This is a genomic window from Aureibaculum marinum, assembly GCF_003813905.1.
GTDB classification, from domain to species: Bacteria; Bacteroidota; Bacteroidia; order Flavobacteriales; family Flavobacteriaceae; genus Aureibaculum; species Aureibaculum marinum.
This window is the reverse complement of sequence record NZ_RPFJ01000009.1, coordinates 39,653-59,397: the sequence shown is the minus strand read 5'-3', so window position 1 is coordinate 59,397 and position 19,745 is coordinate 39,653. Positions and strand designations below refer to the sequence as shown.

The following is a 19,745-nucleotide window of genomic DNA, read 5'->3' as shown; positions in this document are numbered from 1 at the left end:
ATCCAGTACCTATCTAAACTGGATTTTCTCTTATATCTAAAATTTAAATATTATGAATACTATAAAAACAGTACAGCTCGACTTTGGTTTTGAGTGCGAACCGATACAAATACAGAAAAAGATATTGAAGCCTAACAAAAAGCGTGATAACGATTTTGTCTTTAATTTTATGGATTGTCTTACCAGTCCAATCATTGTTTTTAAATCTGCTTGGCAAGATATAATTCCTAAAGACATACTTAAAAACATAAAATTATCAAGACTGTTATGCTCAATGCAACAAGAAGAAATGGCTTCACTTACCGAGGCTTTAGCATATATGATGCCTAGAACGTATGAAGCACCGATGCCCACAGAATGGGCAAACATTTATACTTGGTTGGGACTTCAATATGCAGGTCAGTTTAAGAATGCAGACCAATTAGGTACAATGAAAGAAATAGCACCTACAGAGCTTTCGGAATATGAAATGGGTCTATTAAATAATTTGCGAAGATGGATTTATGATAAAAGAAGAAAGGCTCTTAAAAATATTTTGAAGAAGAATACATTGAAGCCTAATTTTCCGGTTCATCAAAAACGACTCTTTGTAAAATGAGTTAGAAATTGGTAAAACCAACAAGCCCGCAAATTAATTGCGGGCTAAAATACTTTCGTATCTGCGGATAGAGAGGGATTCGAACCCCCGGTACGGTTTCCCGCACGCCTGAACTTCAATCAGGAGCTTTAGACCACTCAGCCATCTATATTTTCACCCTTAATCTATCCTTTCTTTGAATAAACTGGCTTGAGATAAGTAGTTCTAAAGCCATTGGGCGTGAAATTATGTATTCCTAATAAGTTTGCAATTTCCCTTGTTGTAGCCGCTGTAAACCCCGAATTATTGACTCCGTCAACAAATCTTCTTAAATTATCTTTCAATAGAATTAAAGAATCTTCATCGATTACACGAGTGTTTTCGCTGGTATTTACATTCCAACCCTTAATGTTTGGAGGCTGCAATGTAACCAAATTATGATTAGCGGCAGGTCCGTATAAATTCTTAAACCATTCGCCAGAACCCAGAAGTTGATTGATGTTATCTCTCGTTATAACATCGTGAATTGCTCTTGATTTTGCTTCTAGTACTAGATAATGCTGGTCTGTCATTACCCAGAGGACATCTGGCCCATTTCCAAACTCAGCTTCTGGTTCTTGTGTATAAAAACCGATTAAACTTCCTATTTCTGCCAAGGCATTTTCAAACTTTGTGTGCGGTATATCTTGACTAAAACTAAGATTTTCAAAGAGACTTTCAATATACATTTTAAAGTCTTGTGATGTTTCAAAGCGTTTAACGAAATGAAGAACTTGTATTGCTTGTCCTTCATTAGCTGTAATCTTGGTATAGCTATGACCATTTTTAGACTGAAGCATATGAGAAGTCGTCTGAGCCGCTTTTAATTGTAAATCATTGGATTTCGGAGCATTATCAAGAAATAAGTAATTTGCGGACTTTTCGAAGTACCAACCGCGTTGTTTGGAAGTTAAATCAACCGAGTCAACAATATCATTTAAAATAAGATTACTCGCACCTTCATAATCCCTTCTTCTGAATTGGTCAATAGCTTTCGACTCTACATCTGCGATTTCCAAATTTTTCAATATGCGGTCATCTGTTTTATCGCCTTCGATTTTTGACAATATATCTGAGTGGTATTCTCGCCAACTCATATCTTGCACCAAACATAGATTTGCTGTTTCTTTAATTGTTTCAAGAGTATTGTCTTTTGATTCTTCATCTAATAAAGAAAGACCCAGTTTAAGCTGTTCTCTGGTAACAGGTGTGAAATATTGAAGGTTAGATTTATTGCCCACAAATTGCAATAGGTCTTTTCCCATAAGAAAAACAGTACAGTAATCACTTCCAGACCGTACCGCTCTACCTAATCCTTGCTCTATTATCTGCGCTTTTAATGATGCTTTGACAGACTCTAAACGTAGTTCAGCATATAGCTGTTCATAGGAACTAAAAGATGGATAGCCATCAAGAATAAGTACTCTACACATATCCCCATTTAAGTCAACCCCGTCGTATCTATTTACTAACACATAAAACAACCCTTTTTCTTCTTTTAATTTTCCGATATCTGAATTTATACTATCGTTTTGCAGAACTTTGGCACCTATATCTTCCCATTTTGTAGCTCTTTCTGAAGAAGGAGTTAATACCATTACATTAATTCCAGATTTAGAATAGTCTTTTGCTAAGGCCATTATTTGCTCATCTGTTATTCTGGAATCAAAACGTTGTGGAGCTAGTATTAGCCGTTGACCAACATCCTTTCTGTCTTTAGGTATTAAAGCATTTTTGATGCTATCTTTATCTATTCCTAAATCTTTAATTAAGTCTATTTGGTCTTCGAATGTGGCGGAAAGGATATATCTATGTTTGGCTTCATTAAAAGCCCGAACATTATGAAATGGGACATAGGCTGGTGCAATTTCAATTCCTCTGGGACCAACATAACAATCATAAGATTTTAGGTCGTCAGCAATTAGTCCCCATTTAAAAAACAGTTCATCGTCCTCGCTAAATTCACCAATGAGTTCAATTAATTCGTCATTACGTGAGAGCCAGGACCAATAAGGGACTTTCAAAATTTTAGCATATGGGTCGCCCTGTATCAATCTATGATAAGTGCCCGGCGCCTGATATTTCAAATCCCCTTTAAATAACTTTAATAATCTCTTTGCTAAATCGTGACCAAATGGGATTAGTAATGTAGTTGCATCCCTAGCAATATCTAAACATACGTGTGCATCATCCAGAACAATAGAACCGACATCGATATTATCTCTCTCGAAAATTGAACGTGAGTTGAACAGTTTTTGAAAGGTGCATAAAAGTATTGCTTTAGAGTTCAAGAAATCGTCGGGGAACACACTTCTTTGCCCTACATATTCTACTTCACAGACAGGTATTCCATACAAATGTGCTTGGATTTTTGCTTGTTCCAAGAGTTGTCTGTCTGGACATAAATATAAACTTGGGCCGACACCTTCGACCATTTTTGAATACAACATTAGAAGGCTTACCAAAGTTTTTCCAGAGCCCGTATTCATTTTACAAAGCACATCGCGCTGGTCTCGTATTTTGTGCCAAGAATTTAATACTTCTTCCTGTATGCCACGTAAATAAGCATAACCTTCTTTATGAAATAAAGATTGAAAAAGTTCAGTAGGTTCAAAGTTGAGTTCTTTTGGTGTAGTATCTTCTAGTTTTTTCTTGAATATATTCATTAATTATGTAATTCTTTTAGCTTGATAATGTAATAAAATTTAACAGATTATTATAGAGAATAATCGTTTTGTTTTGATGAAAATTTTTGATTCAGAACCAGTTATATTTTTTCGTCTAAAATTCTATACCCACTCAGCACATTCCCCTACATTTCGTTACTCTCCATTCCAGGAAAAGAGCTTCACTACAAATATCTTGGACACAATCCCCAATTTCAGCTTTCCATTTCGTTAACCCTTCCCTGTGCTCTGGGAAGGAGCACTACATTCCCGAGCCAAAATTGTGAATTAAGTCCGCTTTTTCATCGGAAATCCATCACTTCGGTTTTCTCAACAGGATTTTCGGCGCGGTCTTCTTGAGCCCTCACTCGAAAATCCTTAAAAACCGAACCGCTGTCTTACACATTTTAAGGGGTTTATAATGGATAAAGCCATTGTTGTTTTTCGGGTCGTCGAAAAACAGGCACGACATAACCAATTCTAATTTAACCACAGCTACTTATTTCGCTTAACTATCGGTACGCTCAAACGCAACTGCGTTTAAAAGAATTGCTAATGCCATTATGGAACTTGTCAAGACTATACAAGTTTTAGTGAAAAATAAGGTTTCTACTTCCTTGAAAATCCAAGGATTTTACTACGTCGCAAACACACCTGATTTTACCCTAAAAGTCTTGACAAAACCCACTCTATCCATTGTGCGGTGCACGAAAGAAAAGAACAAACACCCCTTAAAATTTAATCTGTTTTAAATCAATAGGGGAAATATAAATCACTTAAATATTTTATTATGAGTACTATTAAAAATCACGTACAGTTAATTGGAAACGTTGGACAAGAACCAACCATTACGAACCTTGAAAGCGGAAAGAAAGTAGCCCGTTTTTCATTAGCCACAAATGAGTATTATAAAGACAGCAAAGGCGAAAAGCAAACAGATACGAATTGGCATACAATTGTAGCCTGGGGCAAGACTGCTGAAATTGTAGAAAAGTATGTTGCCAAAGGAAAAGAGGTTGGAATATCGGGAAAACTAAAAACTCGAAGCTACACAACTGATGATAATGCACAACGCTATGTTACGGAAGTCGTAGCGGATGAAATCCTTTTACTTGGAAGTAAAGGCGATAAATAAATCTAAAATTAAAGAGGGCGTAACCGTCGAAAGATGCGCCCTCTTTTTTCATTATTCACACATTAATTATATGCACAATGAAAGCACAAGTTAACGAAATAAAAATAAGTTATGAGGGTGGTATCAAATCCAAGGATTGGGTACAGGTTTCATCCTCTGCACAAGCTGCGGAAGTCCTTTTTCAAAATTGGGATAAACGTACTATGGAGTTACAAGAGTCATTTAAAATTTTACTCTTGAATAACAGTAATAAAGTGAAAGGTATCTGCCAAATTTCACAAGGTGGAATTGCAGGGACTTTAGTAGATATGCGTATTCTATTTGCAACTGTTTTAAAGTCACTTTCAGTAGGTTTGATATTAGCACATAATCATCCAAGTGGTAAGTTGGAACCAAGTAAAGCAGATATAAAATTGACAAGCAAAATCAAAAAAGCTGCATCTATTTTTGACATCCGATTATTAGACCATTTGATTTTTGCGCCCGATGGCGATTACTATAGTTTTTCTGATAACGGAATTTTGTAAAACAAATAACTATGGTATATCTCAATTTTACAGACTTGAGCGAAGAGGCTCAAAACCGACTTTTAGAAAATTCTAAAAAGGATGTGGAACGAAAATTTGGGGATGCTATCCGCAAATACGTAAAGGAAAATTATATCTGTTTTGAAACGGTAATTGAGGAAGAAGCACTTCGGAATTTGTATTCCTACACATACGTATTCAATATATAATTTTTTCATTTTTTTTGAATCTAACACCTCTGAATTTTTAGAGGTGTTTTTGTGTGTAATTCATATCCTATTCAAGAAAAAAATGTATCTTTACAATGCTGAAATTCAGCATACAAATTAAAGTAAGGTTATCCAATTTTTGACTTTCGCCGATACCCTTACACATCGAAATTTAACATATCGGAAAATTATTTTCCTTGAAAGTGGTAATCGGCTTTTTAGCCGGATTGTATGGATTTTCGTCCCGCGAGCGGGACGAAAAGGAATAGCAAGAGGGTAACACGCTTCGCGATGTTTCGGATTCCTTTTCGTTTTTAATTACCTGATTATCAGTTAATTAAATATATTTTAATTTCTTGACAATCAACGATTTGCGACAAACGGGCTGTGAACGCCCATTTTTAGGGAAGATTTTGCGACAAATCGGCGAAATATGGACTCATTTACTGGAATTAGATTTAAAAAAGAAACTGCAAAACGTTTCCAAACTTTCTCACGTACTTACTTCAAATCGCACACCGAAGCGATGGCTACAATGCTCGACTTTTTCCTCTATAATGAAATTTCGCCAAAGGAAAAATTAGGTCCAACAGGGCGAACCATAGAAGCCAAATTACTTAAAAGAATCAATGCAGTTATTGCTATAATGAGGGATGTCGAAAAGACACAAACCAAACCTACGGTAGCAATGATTCAATCTCTTTTTGAAACAGAAGAACCAACTAAAAAGCCGCTAATCGTAGAAAAGAAATATGCTGAAGAAAAGAAAGAAGTGCGCTTTCGTGAAAAACAAAACACAAGTAATCAACTCTAATTTTTTAAGCTATGTACATTACAATCACAGCACAAAAATTGGGTACAAATTACTCACAAAGTTCGGCAGATTTTGTTGGGTATTTGGAGAAAGAAAATCAAGGTTTGGAACAACAGGATATGGAACATTTTTTTAATCAATATGGCGATGAGATTTCCGCTGAAGAAGTTGTAAAAGAGATTGATGGAAACACCGCAAAATTAAAAAAGAAAGAACCTAAATTTTATTCAATTACAGTCAGTCCTTCAAAATATGAATTGCGTAAACTTCAGAATAATAGCCAAGATTTAAAAACCTACACTCGTGAGTTGATGAAGGATTATGTTGCCAGCTTCAATCGTGAAATAAATGGGCGACCAATTACGATAGACGACATAAAATATTTTGCAAAAATCGAACACCAACGCACCTTTAAAGGAACGGATAAGCAGATAAAAGAAAACCAACCTTTCGCTACGAAAATACTTCATCTCAAAACGGATATCCGAAATGTCCAAGAAGGAAGAGCTGAAGGGAACATCAGAAAACTGCAAAAAGAAATTTCACGATTAGAACGCCTAGCACCATATCAGCAAAATGGAAAACGGATTGTCCAGGGAATGGTAAAAGATGGGAACCAAAGTCACATTCATATCATCGTGAGTAGAAAGGATGCTTCCAATTCGGTCAGTCTTTCCCCAGGAAGTAAACATAAAGCTTCGGAAGTTGAAATGCACGGTAAAAACGTAAAACGTGGTTTTGACAGAGATAAATTTTTTGAGAAAGCGGAAAAGACGTTTGACAAGACTTTTGGTTATAAACGCAATTTTGCCGAGACCTATAAGGCACGAAAAGATTTTGTTAAAAACCCCAAGCTCTACTTTGCTGCCTTGATGAAGTTACCAGCTAACGAAAGAGCATTGGCTTTCAAAATGATGACGAAAACGGGATTGCCAATCGTTCCAAGTATTCCTGTTACTCAGGCGCAAATTGCACTTCGTGTTTTCAAACGATTAAGACGTGGTGCAGAAATAGCAATTAAATCAAGTTCCATAGGAATATAGTGGGTATGGAAATAGACAATCTTATAACAATACTTTCAATCATTGGTTTGACCAGTACTGTTTTCTATGTGATGTTTCGCATAACCAAATATGCGTTCTTATTAAATATCACTATGCTTTCATTTCTCGTTTTCTATATTTCTGAAGGGAATGAATTAGTGTTGATATTATTGTATTTAGTGTGTCCTCTAATGCTAATTAATACAGGATTGTTTGTTTTTCTGCATAAAACTGAAAACGTACAAAATGGAAATACGAAATACCAAGTCAGTTTTTCTACGAACAAAGGAAACTTCAAACTGGATAATATTAAACGTGGCGCATCCGTCATCGGATCCGCCGGAAGTGGAAAAACCGAAAGTGTAGTTTATGGGTTTCTCAACCATTTCAGGAAAGAGGACTTTTGCGGAATCATACACGACTACAAAGACTTTGAACTAACAGAAATAGCGTACCCGCTTTTTAAGGATGGCGATATTCCGTTTAAGGTCATTTCCTTCGATAAAATCATCCATAGGGTAAATCCTATTGCGCCCCGTTATTTAGAGAACGAGGAAAGTATAAACGAAGTGTCGAGGGTGCTAATTGAAAACCTTTTGGAACAACGGGAATCAGGAACTACAGGCACAACCAAATTCTTTAACGATGCTGCTGAAGGTTTGATTGGTGGTTTAATTTGGAAACTGAAAACAGATTATCCTAAATATTGCACGCTACCCCATTTAATAGCTATTTATCAATTATTGGACACGGATAGTCTTATCCAATTTTTGGAAACCAACACAACATCAAGGGCAATGGCAGATGCTTTTATTAGTGGAAAGGATTCCGATAGGCAGACAGCTGGCGTTAAAAGCACCTTGGCCAATGCACTAAAACGCATTAGTACACAACGTATTTTTATGGCATTATCCGCAGACGAAGTACCATTAAATATAAATAGCAAAGATAATCCTGCCATCATTTCCGTAGTAAACAATCCAAAATTTGAAACATCGTATTCGCCAGTAATTGCAACCATAATTCACACCATTACTAAACAAATGAGCGTACGAAATTCTAATTCGTCGTTCTTGCTAATGGAAGAAGCGCCTACCATCCGATTATTGAATATGCATCGAATTCCTGCAACGTTGAGAAGCTATGATATTGCCACCATCTATGTGATGCAGGACAAAATTCAGAATGATATGATGTACGGCGATAAGGCGAGTAAAGCAATTTTGAGCAATTTGTCTTATCAATTTTTTGGAAAGGTAAATGACCCAGATACGGCTAAATATTACGAACGCTTTTTTGAAATTATCAAAGACCCAACCAAGAGTATTAGCCGTGGGCATAATCTTGATTTCGATACACGTATTACGACTGGAGAGAAAGAAATCCCAAAAATTAGAGCAGATGTGTTCTTCAGGTTAAAACAGGGCGAGTTTATTACTTATGCTGATGGAAAAGACAAGAAAATTAAATTTAAATTGGCTAATATTCAACGAGAATTACCTAATATATCGAAGCAGTTTTCTCAGGTTGATTTAGAGGAGAATTTTGAGCAGGTTTATGAGGAGGCAAGGTCAATTTTTAAATAGTTTCTATGCTTAATTTGGTTAAAACCTATAGTCGTCATATTAATGTAGAATCTGTTTAATAAGGCTAGTAATTGCTTTATCCAATTTTTTGGAATATTTCCAAATAATAGTAAAACTTCAATTATCAAAATCGCAAAATCATTTGTACCTTTGGGATTAATTTAGTATGTAACTAACTATCAGGTATTTTGGACAACTTTCGATATGATTGATTTTGATATAATAGAAAATTTAGGCTTGAATAAGGCCGTGTCTATTACTTCAGAATCCAATCAAGTTTCTGAAAGTCAATTAGTTGTAATCAATCAAGTTAAGGATTTTGGTATTGATGAAATTTATTTCAGTACCGATGAAAATCACAATAGCTATCCAGCGGTTTTTTTAAAGAAAGTTCAAAAATTTGATGACTTTGCCCTTCGAGAAGTTGCAATTGCTCAAAAAAAAATATGGAACTTCAAAAAAGTAATTTTCCTTTATGTTTATTCGGAAACAGAAATTCGTATATATAATTGCGCTGAGAAACCTCTTTTGATTAAAACTGACGATTTTGATTATAAGAAGGAGCTCAAAACTCTCGAAATTGAGTCTTACAAGTTCTCAGATAAAACCAAGCTCAAACAGCTTCAAAATCTATTTTCTACTATAGCCATTGATACAGGTATCATTTGGACATTGGAAGAGGCATTTGAGATTAGGAAGAAGATAAGTCTTCAACGAAGAGTTGATAAATATCTTGTAGAGAGTCTCACCTACACGGCCAAACAATTACAAGAGGAAGGTTTAGAAATCAACCTTATTCACAAAATAATAATGCGCTCTTTATTTCTTTTGTATTTAGAAGACAGGGGCGCAACAGATGAAAAATTCTATTCAGAAATAAAAAAAGGTGCAAAGTCTTACTTTGACATTCTGGATGATGCTGATAAAACTTATTCTCTTTTTCGGAAGCTAGAAGAATACTTTAACGGTAATGTTTTTACAGTAGATAGAAATGAATCAATTTCCAGAGAGCATTTGCTAATTATCAAAAAGTGTTTTATTAATGGTAACGATAATTCCTTACAGCAGAACCTTTTTGAGGATTTACGCCTGTTCGATTTCAGTATTATTCAAATAGAGTTGTTGAGTGAAATCTATGAAAACTTCCTTGCGGAAATAAACCCTACTTTAAAGCAAGACACCGGTACATTTTACACACCGCCTTCTCTAGTAGAACTCATATTGAATGAGAAATTACCAATCTCTAGGGCAGAAAAAGAATTTAATGTTAAGATATTGGACCCAACTTGTGGTTCAGGTATTTTTTTGGTTGAAAGTTTTAAACGCTTGGTCAAGCGTTACGAAAATGCCAAAGGGGAGAAGCTTACTGACTTTAATAAATTGAAGAAGCTACTTACGGATAATATATTTGGTGTAGAGATACACCCGCAGTCTATAAAAGTTGCCGCATTTAGTCTTTATCTTGCCCTGGTAGACAACTTAAATCCAAAAACGATTTGGCAGAATAAGGACTATTGCTTGCCTTATTTGATAAACGACCCTTCGGATGGTACTCTGGTCGAACAAGGTAATAATCTATTCCGAAGCGATACTATTCAGCAAAATCCACAAGTAGAAAGATTAGATTTTGATTTGGTGGTAGGAAATCCGCCTTTTGGAACTAAGAACCTATCTCAATCTATACGTGATTATAGCGATAAATATGGTTTCGCTAAAGAAATGGTTTTACCATTTTTACACAAAGCAACAACCTTTTCTGAGAATGGAGAAATTGCCTTGATTTTTAATACCAAAATCCTCACCAATACCAAGATAACATATCAGAATTTTAGGAAGTGGCTTTTTAACGAATGCTATGTTGAGAAGATTTATAACTTTTCAATATTAAGGAATGCACCTAAAGACTTTGGTGGTCAATTATTCGGTTCGGCTACGGGACCAATAAGTATTGCATTTTACAGAAAAAATCAACCAAAGAAAAAATCTGATACAATTGTCTATTATGCCCCTAAGACTTACATTAAGTCCAATGTTATAGAAGGTGTTAGCATTGATGGCACAGATTTGAAATATCTTCCTCGTGAAGAATGCAAAAAACCGACCTCAAAAATTTGGAAAATTGCAATGTGGGGTGGAATAGGAGATATTAATTTAATACAAAAACTAAATACTTCAGACAGTCTCGAACAGTTTATTTCAGATGAAAAAATTTATAAGGGTTCTGGATTACAATTTTTGAATAATTCTACTAAGAACCCGAAAGTAGACAACGAAATTCCAAACAGATACATTGCCCCTAAGAACATTAGACGTTACATTTCACACTCATTTTCAGATTTGAATTCTGGGCTTACTCAGAGGTCAAAGGAGATATATGCCAAATATTACGGTGTGCAAGTGGAGGACTTACCCACGATTAATGTATTTAGACGTGTGGGCGCAAAAAAAACTTATTTTGCACCACATATCTTAATTAAGGAAGGTCTTTCTAATTGGAAAATTTGTGCTTCTTATGAAGATGAAGCCTGTTCGTTTAATAGTAAAGTTCTAGGGCTTAGCCACTCAGACTCAAAATTACTTAAGGGATTAACTTGTTTTATAAACTCAAAACTTGCCTATTATTACCTTTTCTTGTGTTCCGCATCTATAGGAATAGAAAGAGAAGAAATCAAACCAAATGAAGTTTATCGACTACCATTTTCTTTGACAAAAAAGAACTTACATCACCTTGCTGATATTTATGATAGGTTGATAATTGAGGAATCTAAAATTTTCAACACCAACACAAAAAAGTTTGAACAGGAAATTGATAGCTATATATCCAAATGCTTTGACTTTTCAATCGATGAAAGTTTAATTGTAGACAATTTTGTAGAATTCACAATTCCATTATTAATCAAGAAATATCAATATGTCCTCGGTCCAACCAATAAAGATGAAATTCGAGATTATGCCATAAAAGTTTCACAACATTTAAATGACTTTTTGCAAAATCAGAACCTATATGCTAATTGTACCGTTTATGAAAATATAAATCATTTCTCACCTTTAATGATAACCAAAATTATGTTTGGAGATTCAGAAAAGGAAGTTTCAATGTCTAGTGTTGATTTACAAGACATATCGCGGGAATTGGATAAAGAATTATGGCAAAAGAAAGCAACTAACATCTATTTCAGAAAAAAATTAAATTATAAAACAGGCAACGAGATTTTTATTGTTCGTCCCAATCAGAGGCGATTCTGGACTCAATCGATGGCGATTGAAGATGCTTCAGAATTAATACTGGAAATCCTTAATGAAGTATAATAAATGGGATTAAGCAAAGTAATAGTTGCTAGCTTCAAAGGAGGCTTTGAAGAAAAATGCTTTCAGCTGATAACAGAATCTTATGTTTCAGCTATGGAAACCAAGGTCATCAAACTAAACTGGGATGAAAATGATATCACTTCAGAACTACACGAGCATATCAAAGAAAACCCACTAAGATTAAAGTGGAGTATCGTTACGAATATTGAACAGCATTTGCCAAAAGATGATATAGAAAAGGAAAAGGGTTTTTCTGCGAAACTGCCTAGAATAGACCTTAGGTTGGTAACCATAAATTCATCCTTAGAATATGAATACCATATGGAAGCCAAGAACCTTAAAGAAAAAGATTCGGGCTTAAAACGACGTTATATTGATACCGGAATTAACAGTTTTGTTTCCAAGAAATATGAAAACGGATGCCTACTTGGGTATGTACTCGAAGGAGATTTAGACAAAACTGTAAATGGGGTTAATACACTTTTGAAAAAAGACGAGAGGGAGCCTGAATTTTTGAAACATAAATCCTTTCTCTTACACGATAAGTATTATGAATCAAAACACCCCGAAGATATGGTAATAAGACACTTTATGTTTGATTTCACTTCTTTAAATAGTGCTTAAAAAGGCCCTTTCTCTCTCGGTCCTTTACTCGTCACTTTCCATTGGTCATTTTCTTTGACGAGTTTAAAGATACCAGACTTTCCATCAAAAGAGGTTTTATATTTTACCCAGGCAATTTCACCTTCAATAGCTTCATCCAAAATCTCTACTTTAATTTCCTTATCAGAATCTGGTATCATATTTTGAACTGTGATTAAACTGGCATATCCATCTGATGTTGTATGCTTTTTTAAAGCTGATTCATCTTTTGAGAAGAAACTTTCAGCAACAATTTGAGCTGTTTCGGTGTGGGACATATTATTATTCCCGGCACAGGAAATAAATAGAAGTACAAGTGGGCAAATAAGTAATCTTTTCATAATATTATTAATTTGGGTTATTGATATATCTATGTGATATATTCAGTTTTATATTTCGTTCGCCATCTTTCTCGTTCAATTCTAAAATTGCCCTACGGTCATTGGACAATGAAAATTTGGGCATTACATAAACAAACCGCACCATTTTTCCTTCTGCAATTTTTGAAGGTAGATAGTGTTTGTAAATAGGTTCTTGATATAAACTCTGTAAAGATTTCTTTTTCCCTTTTTGTCGAGTCTCGATTGAGAGGTTCAAAAAATTCAAATCGTAATCCAACGTAGAATTATTCTCAATCTGGATAACAAAGTAGAGTTCTTCTTTATCAAAAACAACATTCTCAACATTCAAGACAATGCCTTGCATTCGCTTCTTAATCCGACCAATACGTTGGTTTCTGTTAAGAAGATAGGAGCAGAATTTTTGATAATAGTAGGTTCTGTTATCTATATTTTTTTCAGAAGTTACAACCTGAATCGAATCGGTTACAATTGGCTTTTCATTCCCAATACTATTTGATAATGGGATAAAATAATTGAGCTTTGACAGATGCTTCTTATATCTTACAATATACGAAAAAATTGCACCATTCCTGTTGACTACCAGTAGATTACTTTCTTTGCCAGGTTTAGCCTGAAGCAGCCCGAAATATTGTTCTTTTTCACGATTATAGCTGAAAACAAAATTATCCGAACCGGTTATGCCCTGTCTAATAGGTTCTGGGAAAAATAACGCAACATTTTTAGTATCGTTTGCATAAATTGTATCTAGTACTGTGTCTGTTTGAGCTTTCACGAAAGTGGAAATCAATGATATGAATATTAAAAATAGGGTTCTCATAATTTTGGTTTTAGAATTAATTTGTAGTTGTTAAGCACAGTTACCTTAACGTTTCGATTACGACGTCTAAATACCTGTGTGATTCCGCCCACCTGTGGAACAGTCGGAATATTGATATCACCTATAACATCATCCAAAACTTCTGTGGTAGCTTCTGCCCGAAAATTATTTTGCACATATATACCTTCGCTACCATCCAACAAATCAAAAGCTTTAAGTTTGGTCGGATGATGCTTAATGTTCTCAATTTCTATTAAGGCACGATTGGGTTGAAAACTTATAAATCCGAAGACTGGTGTATTCTTTGGCATCAGCTTACCATTTATAGTTGCTGATTTGGTAAGGCGCATTCGCAATCTAGTGTTCGCTTTAACAATCTGGTCACCATCGACAACCACATATATCGTTTCATCTGTATTACCAATAATTGAAACTTCATTGGGTTTTGGTGAGGCAGCAAAGAATAATTGATGTTCTAGCCCTAATTCTTTGGCTTGAATTTTTTGCTCTCGTATTATTTCGGTTGAATCGATTTGTTGTGAGCTCTTTTGAGCAACTTTCTTTTGCTCTAAGTTTCTGTATTTCTTGTCAGAGTATTGAATTTTACCTGCTTTGTATATACTATCCACAATGCGTTCTTTTTCGAGTTCTGGCAAATCAGGATTGTAAAGACCTGTGGAATCCAAAAGTTTTTCATCGTAGATGCTGGGTGCGTTATTCTCGCGCACTTCCTTTAAGTCATTGATGGCATCAAGCTTAGAATCGTATTCTTTTTGATTTTCTTCTAAGTCTGGAACTAAGGTCTGTTCAAGGTTTTCATTTTCACTTTCGTCATCGCCCATAATCATTACAGAATAGGAAATTAGGAAAATGAAAATCACAGCCAGTACAGCTGCAAAGACAATTTTATTTTTTTCAACTTTCATCGTTTATTTTTTTTAAGGTGTTCTCGAAATAGTTTGTAATCAACAAACCGTGTGGATTATTTGGAAAGTTTCTATCAACGGGAATTAAGTTTCCACTAGAAACCAGTTCATAAGTGTCTATTATTGAACCTCTATTTATTTCAAAGACGGTAACCGTTCTAAAGGTGTATGTTCCGTTTTGTTCCCCTATTTGTGAATCTATGCTCAGTACTTTCTGAACGAGCGAATATTGCAATAATCGATTGTAGACGCCATCAGCTTTTTTCTGGCGATATAGATTGTCCACAGAACTATTTCCTAGCCAAAGCGCCTTTTCAAGATTCCGTTCATAATTACTGGCGTCGATATTATAGAAGTAGTTGTGGAATAGGTCCAAATGTGCTAATGCCTCTACATTGAAATTTTCTTTTTGAGTAACGAGCTTCAGCGGAATAATACTACCATCGGTATTGATAGCAAAGGCACTATTAAGGGAATCCTTGTTCGTCTTAAATGCCACCCATAGTGAAAAGGTGCTGGATAGCATTGCAAAAACAACAACTGCCAACACTATAAATCTGTTCAACTTTAATACTGCATAGATGTTTTTATAAGGTGTTTTCATTTTCATTGGAATTAACTTGTAAATAATCTGAGGGTAAATGAGGTGGCACGCTTATATAATTTGAATTTTAGAAAAACTATAAAACCAACCGACCCAAGCTGAACTACAGGTGCAAAAAAGCCCTGGCCAATATCAGTTCCAAAAAGGTTTGTCCAGAAGTTCGTATTGATTTCGGTATAGAGTGCATTTACAAATACGTTGACCAAAAAGAAAGCTGGGACCAACATATACACCGCAGCGTATAATTTAAAAAATGTATAGGCAAGCGAACGGAATTTTTCAAAAACCGCTAAACTTATAACCAATGGAAAGAAGGCTTGCATAATTCCCAATAGAAAATAACGTTCGGCGAGAAATAACGGGTATATGAACAAATCCAATATCCAAAGGATAAGGCTAATGATAAATGCAAATATTTTGAATCCATAAAGTGGTGTGACCAAGGCTTCATATAAGAGCGTCATTGCGGCTTGAGCTACCTCGATGATACTTACATCTTCCTCAATAGGAATATCCTGCATCTGTAATGGTAACAAAGCAGGGGCAGTACCACGATACTGCGCTTCAATGGAAACCAAAATTCCATCAAAGAAACCCAGTACTTGAGTAGAAAATATAACAAGAAGAACCACGGCAAAATTCTTGGCTAATTCGCCTGGACTCAACCCCCAAGTGTAACCGTCTTTATCCGCTACACCTTCATTATATTTTTTAAGGATATTGACCAGAAAGAACAATACAGCAAGTGTTTTCATTCCGGCAATAGTGTATTGCGAGAAGTCACTGGCTTGTATCGTCTGAAAGACGGCATCCACATATTCAAGTCCAAAACTCATTAGTAATTCGTTTCGCGATTATTGATTTTGTCTTGCATTTTTCTGAAGGAAATGATATCACGATAGCGTTTGGTTTTTGTCTTAATGTTAGAAACCATTTCCTTAGATTCCTGCTCTTTTTGTTTTAAAACTTCAGCACGCTCAGCATCGGACATTTTTAGATTATCGCTGGATAAGATTTCGCCAATAAAATCAACGGTGTCCAAAGAATTTTGAACTATGGCATCAAATGATTCCGCAACTCGTGTTACTTCTTCTGGTTTGATATAAGGTGAGTTTAAAATATCTTGTAAATCATTTTGCATTACATTGATAAGGCGTTGATTGTTCTGTGCAATTTCCTCAACTGCTCTAAGCTGTTGTACAACGCTGGATACTTTCTCTATAGCTTCTTTAGCATCTTTCAGGAATTTTACAGACTTAATCATTTCAGCTGTCTGCTTACCTGATTCTATAAGTTGTTTTACTAGACTAACAAAGTTGGTATTGTCATAAACTGGCATTCCCTGGGCGGTAGCACCGTTGGGTAATAAAAGGGCAACTGTTAAGCATAGCCCAAACAAGATTGTTTTGATTTTTGTTTTCATAATATTATGTTTTAGATGTGAATTGAATTATTGCTTTCTCCATATTGTGATGCTCGTTGTAGAGCTTCATTATTTCCTCATTTTCTTGTCCATCGGTTAGGTAGGCAGCATAGACTTCCTTTGGAACCTCCAAACGGAAGATGTTGCTTTCCTTTCCTATTTTGATAAACATTTCAGTGTATTTTCTTGGTCCAGATAAGTTGTTTTTGATGGACTTTAATTGGTTTAAATCGTGGCTCGATAGATTGAGGCGTTTGACCAATTCGTCATAGCCCTTTTCATTGTTAAGGCTATAAATGACCTGTGTGTTTTCTATTATGCTGGCTGATGTTGAATTGTTGGGAAGCTGATTAATGGACTGAAGAATAATACCAATCGCACCATTCTGTTTACGGATGGCTTGATAGTAGAATTCTACACTTTCGAGCACATTATCAAACTTTAATTGTTTTGCAAATTCATCAAATAGGATGATGCCTTTTTCAGCTCTGTTTTTCCAAATTGTTCTTTGGATGGCTGACTTAATCAGCTTCAACATTACCGACAGGATTTCCTTATTGTCCTTTACTTCATCCAGTTCAAAAACAATCAGGCGTTTGTCCTCAATTTTATAGGTCTGGTCTTCGCTTACTTCAAAGAGGAAACTATATAGACCATCGCCGACATATTCAGACATTACGTGCAAGAAGCTGGTAATATTGAAATAGTCGGGATGGATTTTTAAGGTGTTCAGAAGGTCTTTCTGATTCCTCTCTATAAAGTTGCAAAAACCATCTAGCGAATGATTTTCTGATGTATTGTTGTAATAGTGGCGCAATATCTTTTTAACCGAAACCGATTGTGTTTTGGTTACCTTTAAATCTGATGCGAATAGTTCAAACAGAAAAACTGATAAATCTTCCAGTCGCTCAGGTGTCAAGTCATTTGCATCACTTATATAAAAAGGATTGATACCGAGATTTTTACCACTTTCATAACGAAGCACGGTATATTTTTCTGGATAGAGTTTGGCAAATTTTGTGTAGGATCCGCCAAGGTCAATTATGACCAGACGGACACCACTCTCAAAATATTGCCTCAGTATATTGTTTGCCAAGAACGATTTACCCTCACCCGTTGGCGCAAAAATGGCAAAATTGCGTGCCTTGATGCGCTTCTTACGTTCGTCCCAAACATCTTTTAAAACAGGAACGTTATGTTCCCTGTCATTGAAGATGATTCCAGTAGCATCCGAATTGTAGTTAGTATTATTAATGAACAAGCAAAGTGCGTGTTTTAAATCGGTAACGTATAAATCGTTGTTTGAAAAATTGGAAGAAAAACAACAGTAGCTGTTAAGGATGTAATTCTTTCGTTCTTCACCTCTTGGATAATAAGGAATGATGTCCAGTTCCTTAAATTCGGTCTTTATTTTAGAACCAATTCGGCTTAAATTCTCTGGGTTTTTATCCCAATACACAATGTTTAAATGACCACGTATAATCCGAGCATTATCGTCGGCATTGATTTGGTCTAGAATATGTTGAATTTTACCAAGGACTACTTTGTTCTGTGAGCCGAAGTTGGAACTTTTATTAAGTTCTTCGATTTTCTTATCGAGTAGCTTACGCCACTTTTGTTTGTCATCGAGATATAAAATTTGGTTGACAATGTGGTTTTCATTAAGCGTAAGCCCTAAACCATCAATAAATCCTTGATGAAATACAAAATCGTCAGAAGTGAATTTCTCATTGGTTTTGCTACTCTGTACACTTTCGCCAAAGCACAGTTCGCTATTGATGGCCAGGGCATCAAAGTGGTTTTCGCCAATATTGACACTTTTTTTATCTAATATGATATCAGTATCAAACCCATCATTGAAGCCATTGAAATAGCCATTTGTGAGTTGTTGAATGTCTTTTGCGTTAAGCGGAAGAAAATTCATTTTTCGGCTATTGTTTATAAAGGAAATAGAATCACTAACAGAACCGATAAAGCTCTTAATGTTGTCATCTAATTGTTGAATAATTCCTTTTGAAACTTTACGGAAAGGATTAACATATTTTGAATTGTTTAAAGCTTTGTTCTTAGTGAGCGTAAAGAACAAAAAGCAACGATGTTCCATATAATCACGTCCTTTAAAATGGTCGTGTGTTACTTTTTCTAAAAATGTTGTGTTGGGTAATGCCTCTGAAGTGTATGTCTTTTTAAGGTAGATATCTTGTTTTTGCACCACTGTACCAATAGGCAATGATTTTAGAGCCTGAAACCAAGCACCGTGTATATCCTCAAAGTCTTTTTCCGATAAGGAATAGATTTCTGGCAATTTTCCTTCATAGCATAGGACAACATTGCCATTATTGGCAAATATGATATTGTCTTGAATATCCGTGATTGGTTGATATGCTGAAAGATTAATTTTGTTCATAATCGAAGCCAGAGTTTCTTTTATTACTTATTATTCTAGGGAAGGCTTTAGCCATCTGAAAGATTTGCGGGTTATGCGTTATTCTAGACAGGGCTACGTATAAGGCAGCATTAAAAACGAGTATGCCAATTATTATCCCAAAGCTGAAAGAGAAGATGATAATGAGTAGCGAAGCTAAAATGGAAACCATCATTAGAGCAAACAGAGAAATAGGCAGCCCAAAGATGACCGCCCGTTTCCTGATGTTTTTATAGACCTCGTAGCGTTTCATTTATACTACGATTCCTATTAAGTATGTGAAGATGCCGACAACTGCACCAGCAATCAAAACAAACACAAGTACTCTAGTAATACCTTTTTTAAGGTCTGCGTTTTCCCCAAAGAAGTGCCCTGCATTAAACAGGAAACCAACAAGAAAAATGACACCAAGTAAAATTGGAAATATAGTACGTATGGTATCGCCCACATCATTAACGGAATCTTCAATTCCCCCAATTTGAGCAAAAAGTGATGTTGAGAGCAACGATAAAAAAGTTGCTAAGTAGATTGATTTTTTCATAATAAAACTGTTTAGATTTTTTATTCATTTTCTCTTTCTGAAATTTACATATATTTGCACATAAATAATTGAAAATCAAATATTTGTGAATAAAATATTA

The 19,745-nt window shown here is 35.2% G+C and carries 19 protein-coding genes and 1 tRNA gene; 9 read left to right on the top strand and 11 right to left on the bottom strand.

Annotated elements, in window-relative coordinates:
* The first annotated feature begins 52 nt into the window (after positions 1-52).
* Entirely contained in the window at positions 53-598 is a 546-nt protein-coding gene (locus tag EGM88_RS07825) for a hypothetical protein (RefSeq protein ID WP_123897417.1), read from the top strand.
* A 64-nt stretch (positions 599-662) separates the two neighbouring features.
* Here the strand turns inward: EGM88_RS07825 and EGM88_RS07820 are convergent.
* Together EGM88_RS07820 and EGM88_RS07815 are read right to left on the bottom strand one after the other, a co-directional pair.
* A tRNA-Phe gene (locus EGM88_RS07820) sits at positions 663-747 on the bottom strand.
* Positions 748-762: 15 nt separating this feature from the next.
* Complete coding sequence (locus EGM88_RS07815) at positions 763-3,282, bottom strand: DEAD/DEAH box helicase (protein WP_118505069.1); 2,520 nt, start codon at positions 3,280-3,282, stop codon at positions 763-765.
* A gap of 790 nt (positions 3,283-4,072) precedes the next feature.
* Between EGM88_RS07815 and EGM88_RS07810 the strand changes: the two genes are divergently transcribed.
* The 8 genes from EGM88_RS07810 (at position 4,073) to EGM88_RS07775 (ending at position 12,529) form a co-directional block, all read left to right on the top strand.
* The gene (locus EGM88_RS07810) at positions 4,073-4,417 is read left to right on the top strand and encodes a single-stranded DNA-binding protein (protein ID WP_123897416.1); all 345 of its coding nucleotides are present in this window, start codon (positions 4,073-4,075) and stop codon (positions 4,415-4,417) included.
* A gap of 77 nt (positions 4,418-4,494) precedes the next feature.
* Positions 4,495-4,944 (top strand): JAB domain-containing protein, encoded by a 450-nt coding sequence (locus EGM88_RS07805; RefSeq protein WP_123897415.1) that lies wholly within the window; start codon positions 4,495-4,497, stop codon positions 4,942-4,944.
* Positions 4,945-4,955: 11 nt separating this feature from the next.
* The gene (locus EGM88_RS16035; protein WP_123897414.1) at positions 4,956-5,153 is read left to right on the top strand and encodes a hypothetical protein; all 198 of its coding nucleotides are present in this window, start codon (positions 4,956-4,958) and stop codon (positions 5,151-5,153) included.
* Positions 5,154-5,586: 433 nt separating this feature from the next.
* Positions 5,587-5,967 carry a BfmA/BtgA family mobilization protein gene (locus tag EGM88_RS07795; RefSeq protein WP_123897413.1) on the top strand — a complete coding sequence of 127 codons (381 nt, stop codon included), beginning with the start codon at positions 5,587-5,589 and terminating at the stop codon, positions 5,965-5,967.
* A gap of 11 nt (positions 5,968-5,978) precedes the next feature.
* Positions 5,979-7,010 (top strand): MobB family relaxase, encoded by a 1,032-nt coding sequence (mobB, locus tag EGM88_RS07790; RefSeq protein ID WP_123897412.1) that lies wholly within the window; start codon positions 5,979-5,981, stop codon positions 7,008-7,010.
* Positions 7,011-7,015: 5 nt separating this feature from the next.
* Positions 7,016-8,596, top strand: a complete 1,581-nt coding sequence (locus EGM88_RS07785; RefSeq protein WP_123897411.1) for a type IV secretory system conjugative DNA transfer family protein — start codon at positions 7,016-7,018, stop codon at positions 8,594-8,596.
* Between the two features lie 204 nt (positions 8,597-8,800).
* Complete coding sequence (locus EGM88_RS07780) at positions 8,801-11,905, top strand: HsdM family class I SAM-dependent methyltransferase (protein WP_123897410.1); 3,105 nt, start codon at positions 8,801-8,803, stop codon at positions 11,903-11,905.
* A gap of 93 nt (positions 11,906-11,998) precedes the next feature.
* Entirely contained in the window at positions 11,999-12,529 is a 531-nt protein-coding gene (locus EGM88_RS07775; protein WP_123897409.1) for a hypothetical protein, read from the top strand.
* Here the strand turns inward: EGM88_RS07775 and EGM88_RS07770 are convergent.
* From EGM88_RS07770 to EGM88_RS07730, 9 genes are all read right to left on the bottom strand, one after another.
* On the bottom strand, positions 12,526-12,825 hold the full coding sequence (locus EGM88_RS07770; RefSeq protein ID WP_233565332.1) for a basic helix-loop-helix domain-containing protein: 300 nt from the start codon (positions 12,823-12,825) through the stop codon (positions 12,526-12,528). The two genes, EGM88_RS07775 and EGM88_RS07770, sit on opposite strands and share 4 nt — an antisense overlap.
* Before the next feature lie 70 nt (positions 12,826-12,895).
* Positions 12,896-13,726 (bottom strand): DUF4138 domain-containing protein, encoded by an 831-nt coding sequence (locus EGM88_RS07765; protein ID WP_118505049.1) that lies wholly within the window; start codon positions 13,724-13,726, stop codon positions 12,896-12,898.
* The gene (gene traM / locus EGM88_RS07760; protein ID WP_123897408.1) at positions 13,723-14,652 is read right to left on the bottom strand and encodes a conjugative transposon protein TraM; all 930 of its coding nucleotides are present in this window, start codon (positions 14,650-14,652) and stop codon (positions 13,723-13,725) included. Before traM ends, EGM88_RS07765 begins: the two co-directional genes overlap by 4 nt.
* Complete coding sequence (locus EGM88_RS07755; RefSeq protein ID WP_118506293.1) at positions 14,642-15,256, bottom strand: conjugal transfer protein TraK; 615 nt, start codon at positions 15,254-15,256, stop codon at positions 14,642-14,644. Before EGM88_RS07755 ends, traM begins: the two co-directional genes overlap by 11 nt.
* 11 nt (positions 15,257-15,267) lie before the next feature.
* A complete protein-coding gene (locus EGM88_RS07750) occupies positions 15,268-16,092 on the bottom strand; it encodes a hypothetical protein (RefSeq protein WP_123897407.1) in 825 nt (274 codons plus the stop codon).
* Positions 16,092-16,679 carry a conjugal transfer protein gene (locus EGM88_RS07745; RefSeq protein ID WP_123897406.1) on the bottom strand — a complete coding sequence of 196 codons (588 nt, stop codon included), beginning with the start codon at positions 16,677-16,679 and terminating at the stop codon, positions 16,092-16,094. The genes EGM88_RS07750 and EGM88_RS07745 overlap by 1 nt, the downstream gene beginning before the upstream one ends.
* Positions 16,680-16,683: 4 nt before the next feature.
* A complete protein-coding gene (locus EGM88_RS07740) occupies positions 16,684-19,086 on the bottom strand; it encodes a TraG family conjugative transposon ATPase (protein ID WP_123897405.1) in 2,403 nt (800 codons plus the stop codon).
* A complete protein-coding gene (locus EGM88_RS16030; protein WP_123897404.1) occupies positions 19,073-19,357 on the bottom strand; it encodes a hypothetical protein in 285 nt (94 codons plus the stop codon). The genes EGM88_RS07740 and EGM88_RS16030 overlap by 14 nt, the downstream gene beginning before the upstream one ends.
* Entirely contained in the window at positions 19,358-19,645 is a 288-nt protein-coding gene (locus EGM88_RS07730; RefSeq protein ID WP_073243663.1) for a hypothetical protein, read from the bottom strand.
* Positions 19,646-19,745 lie beyond the last annotated feature (100 nt).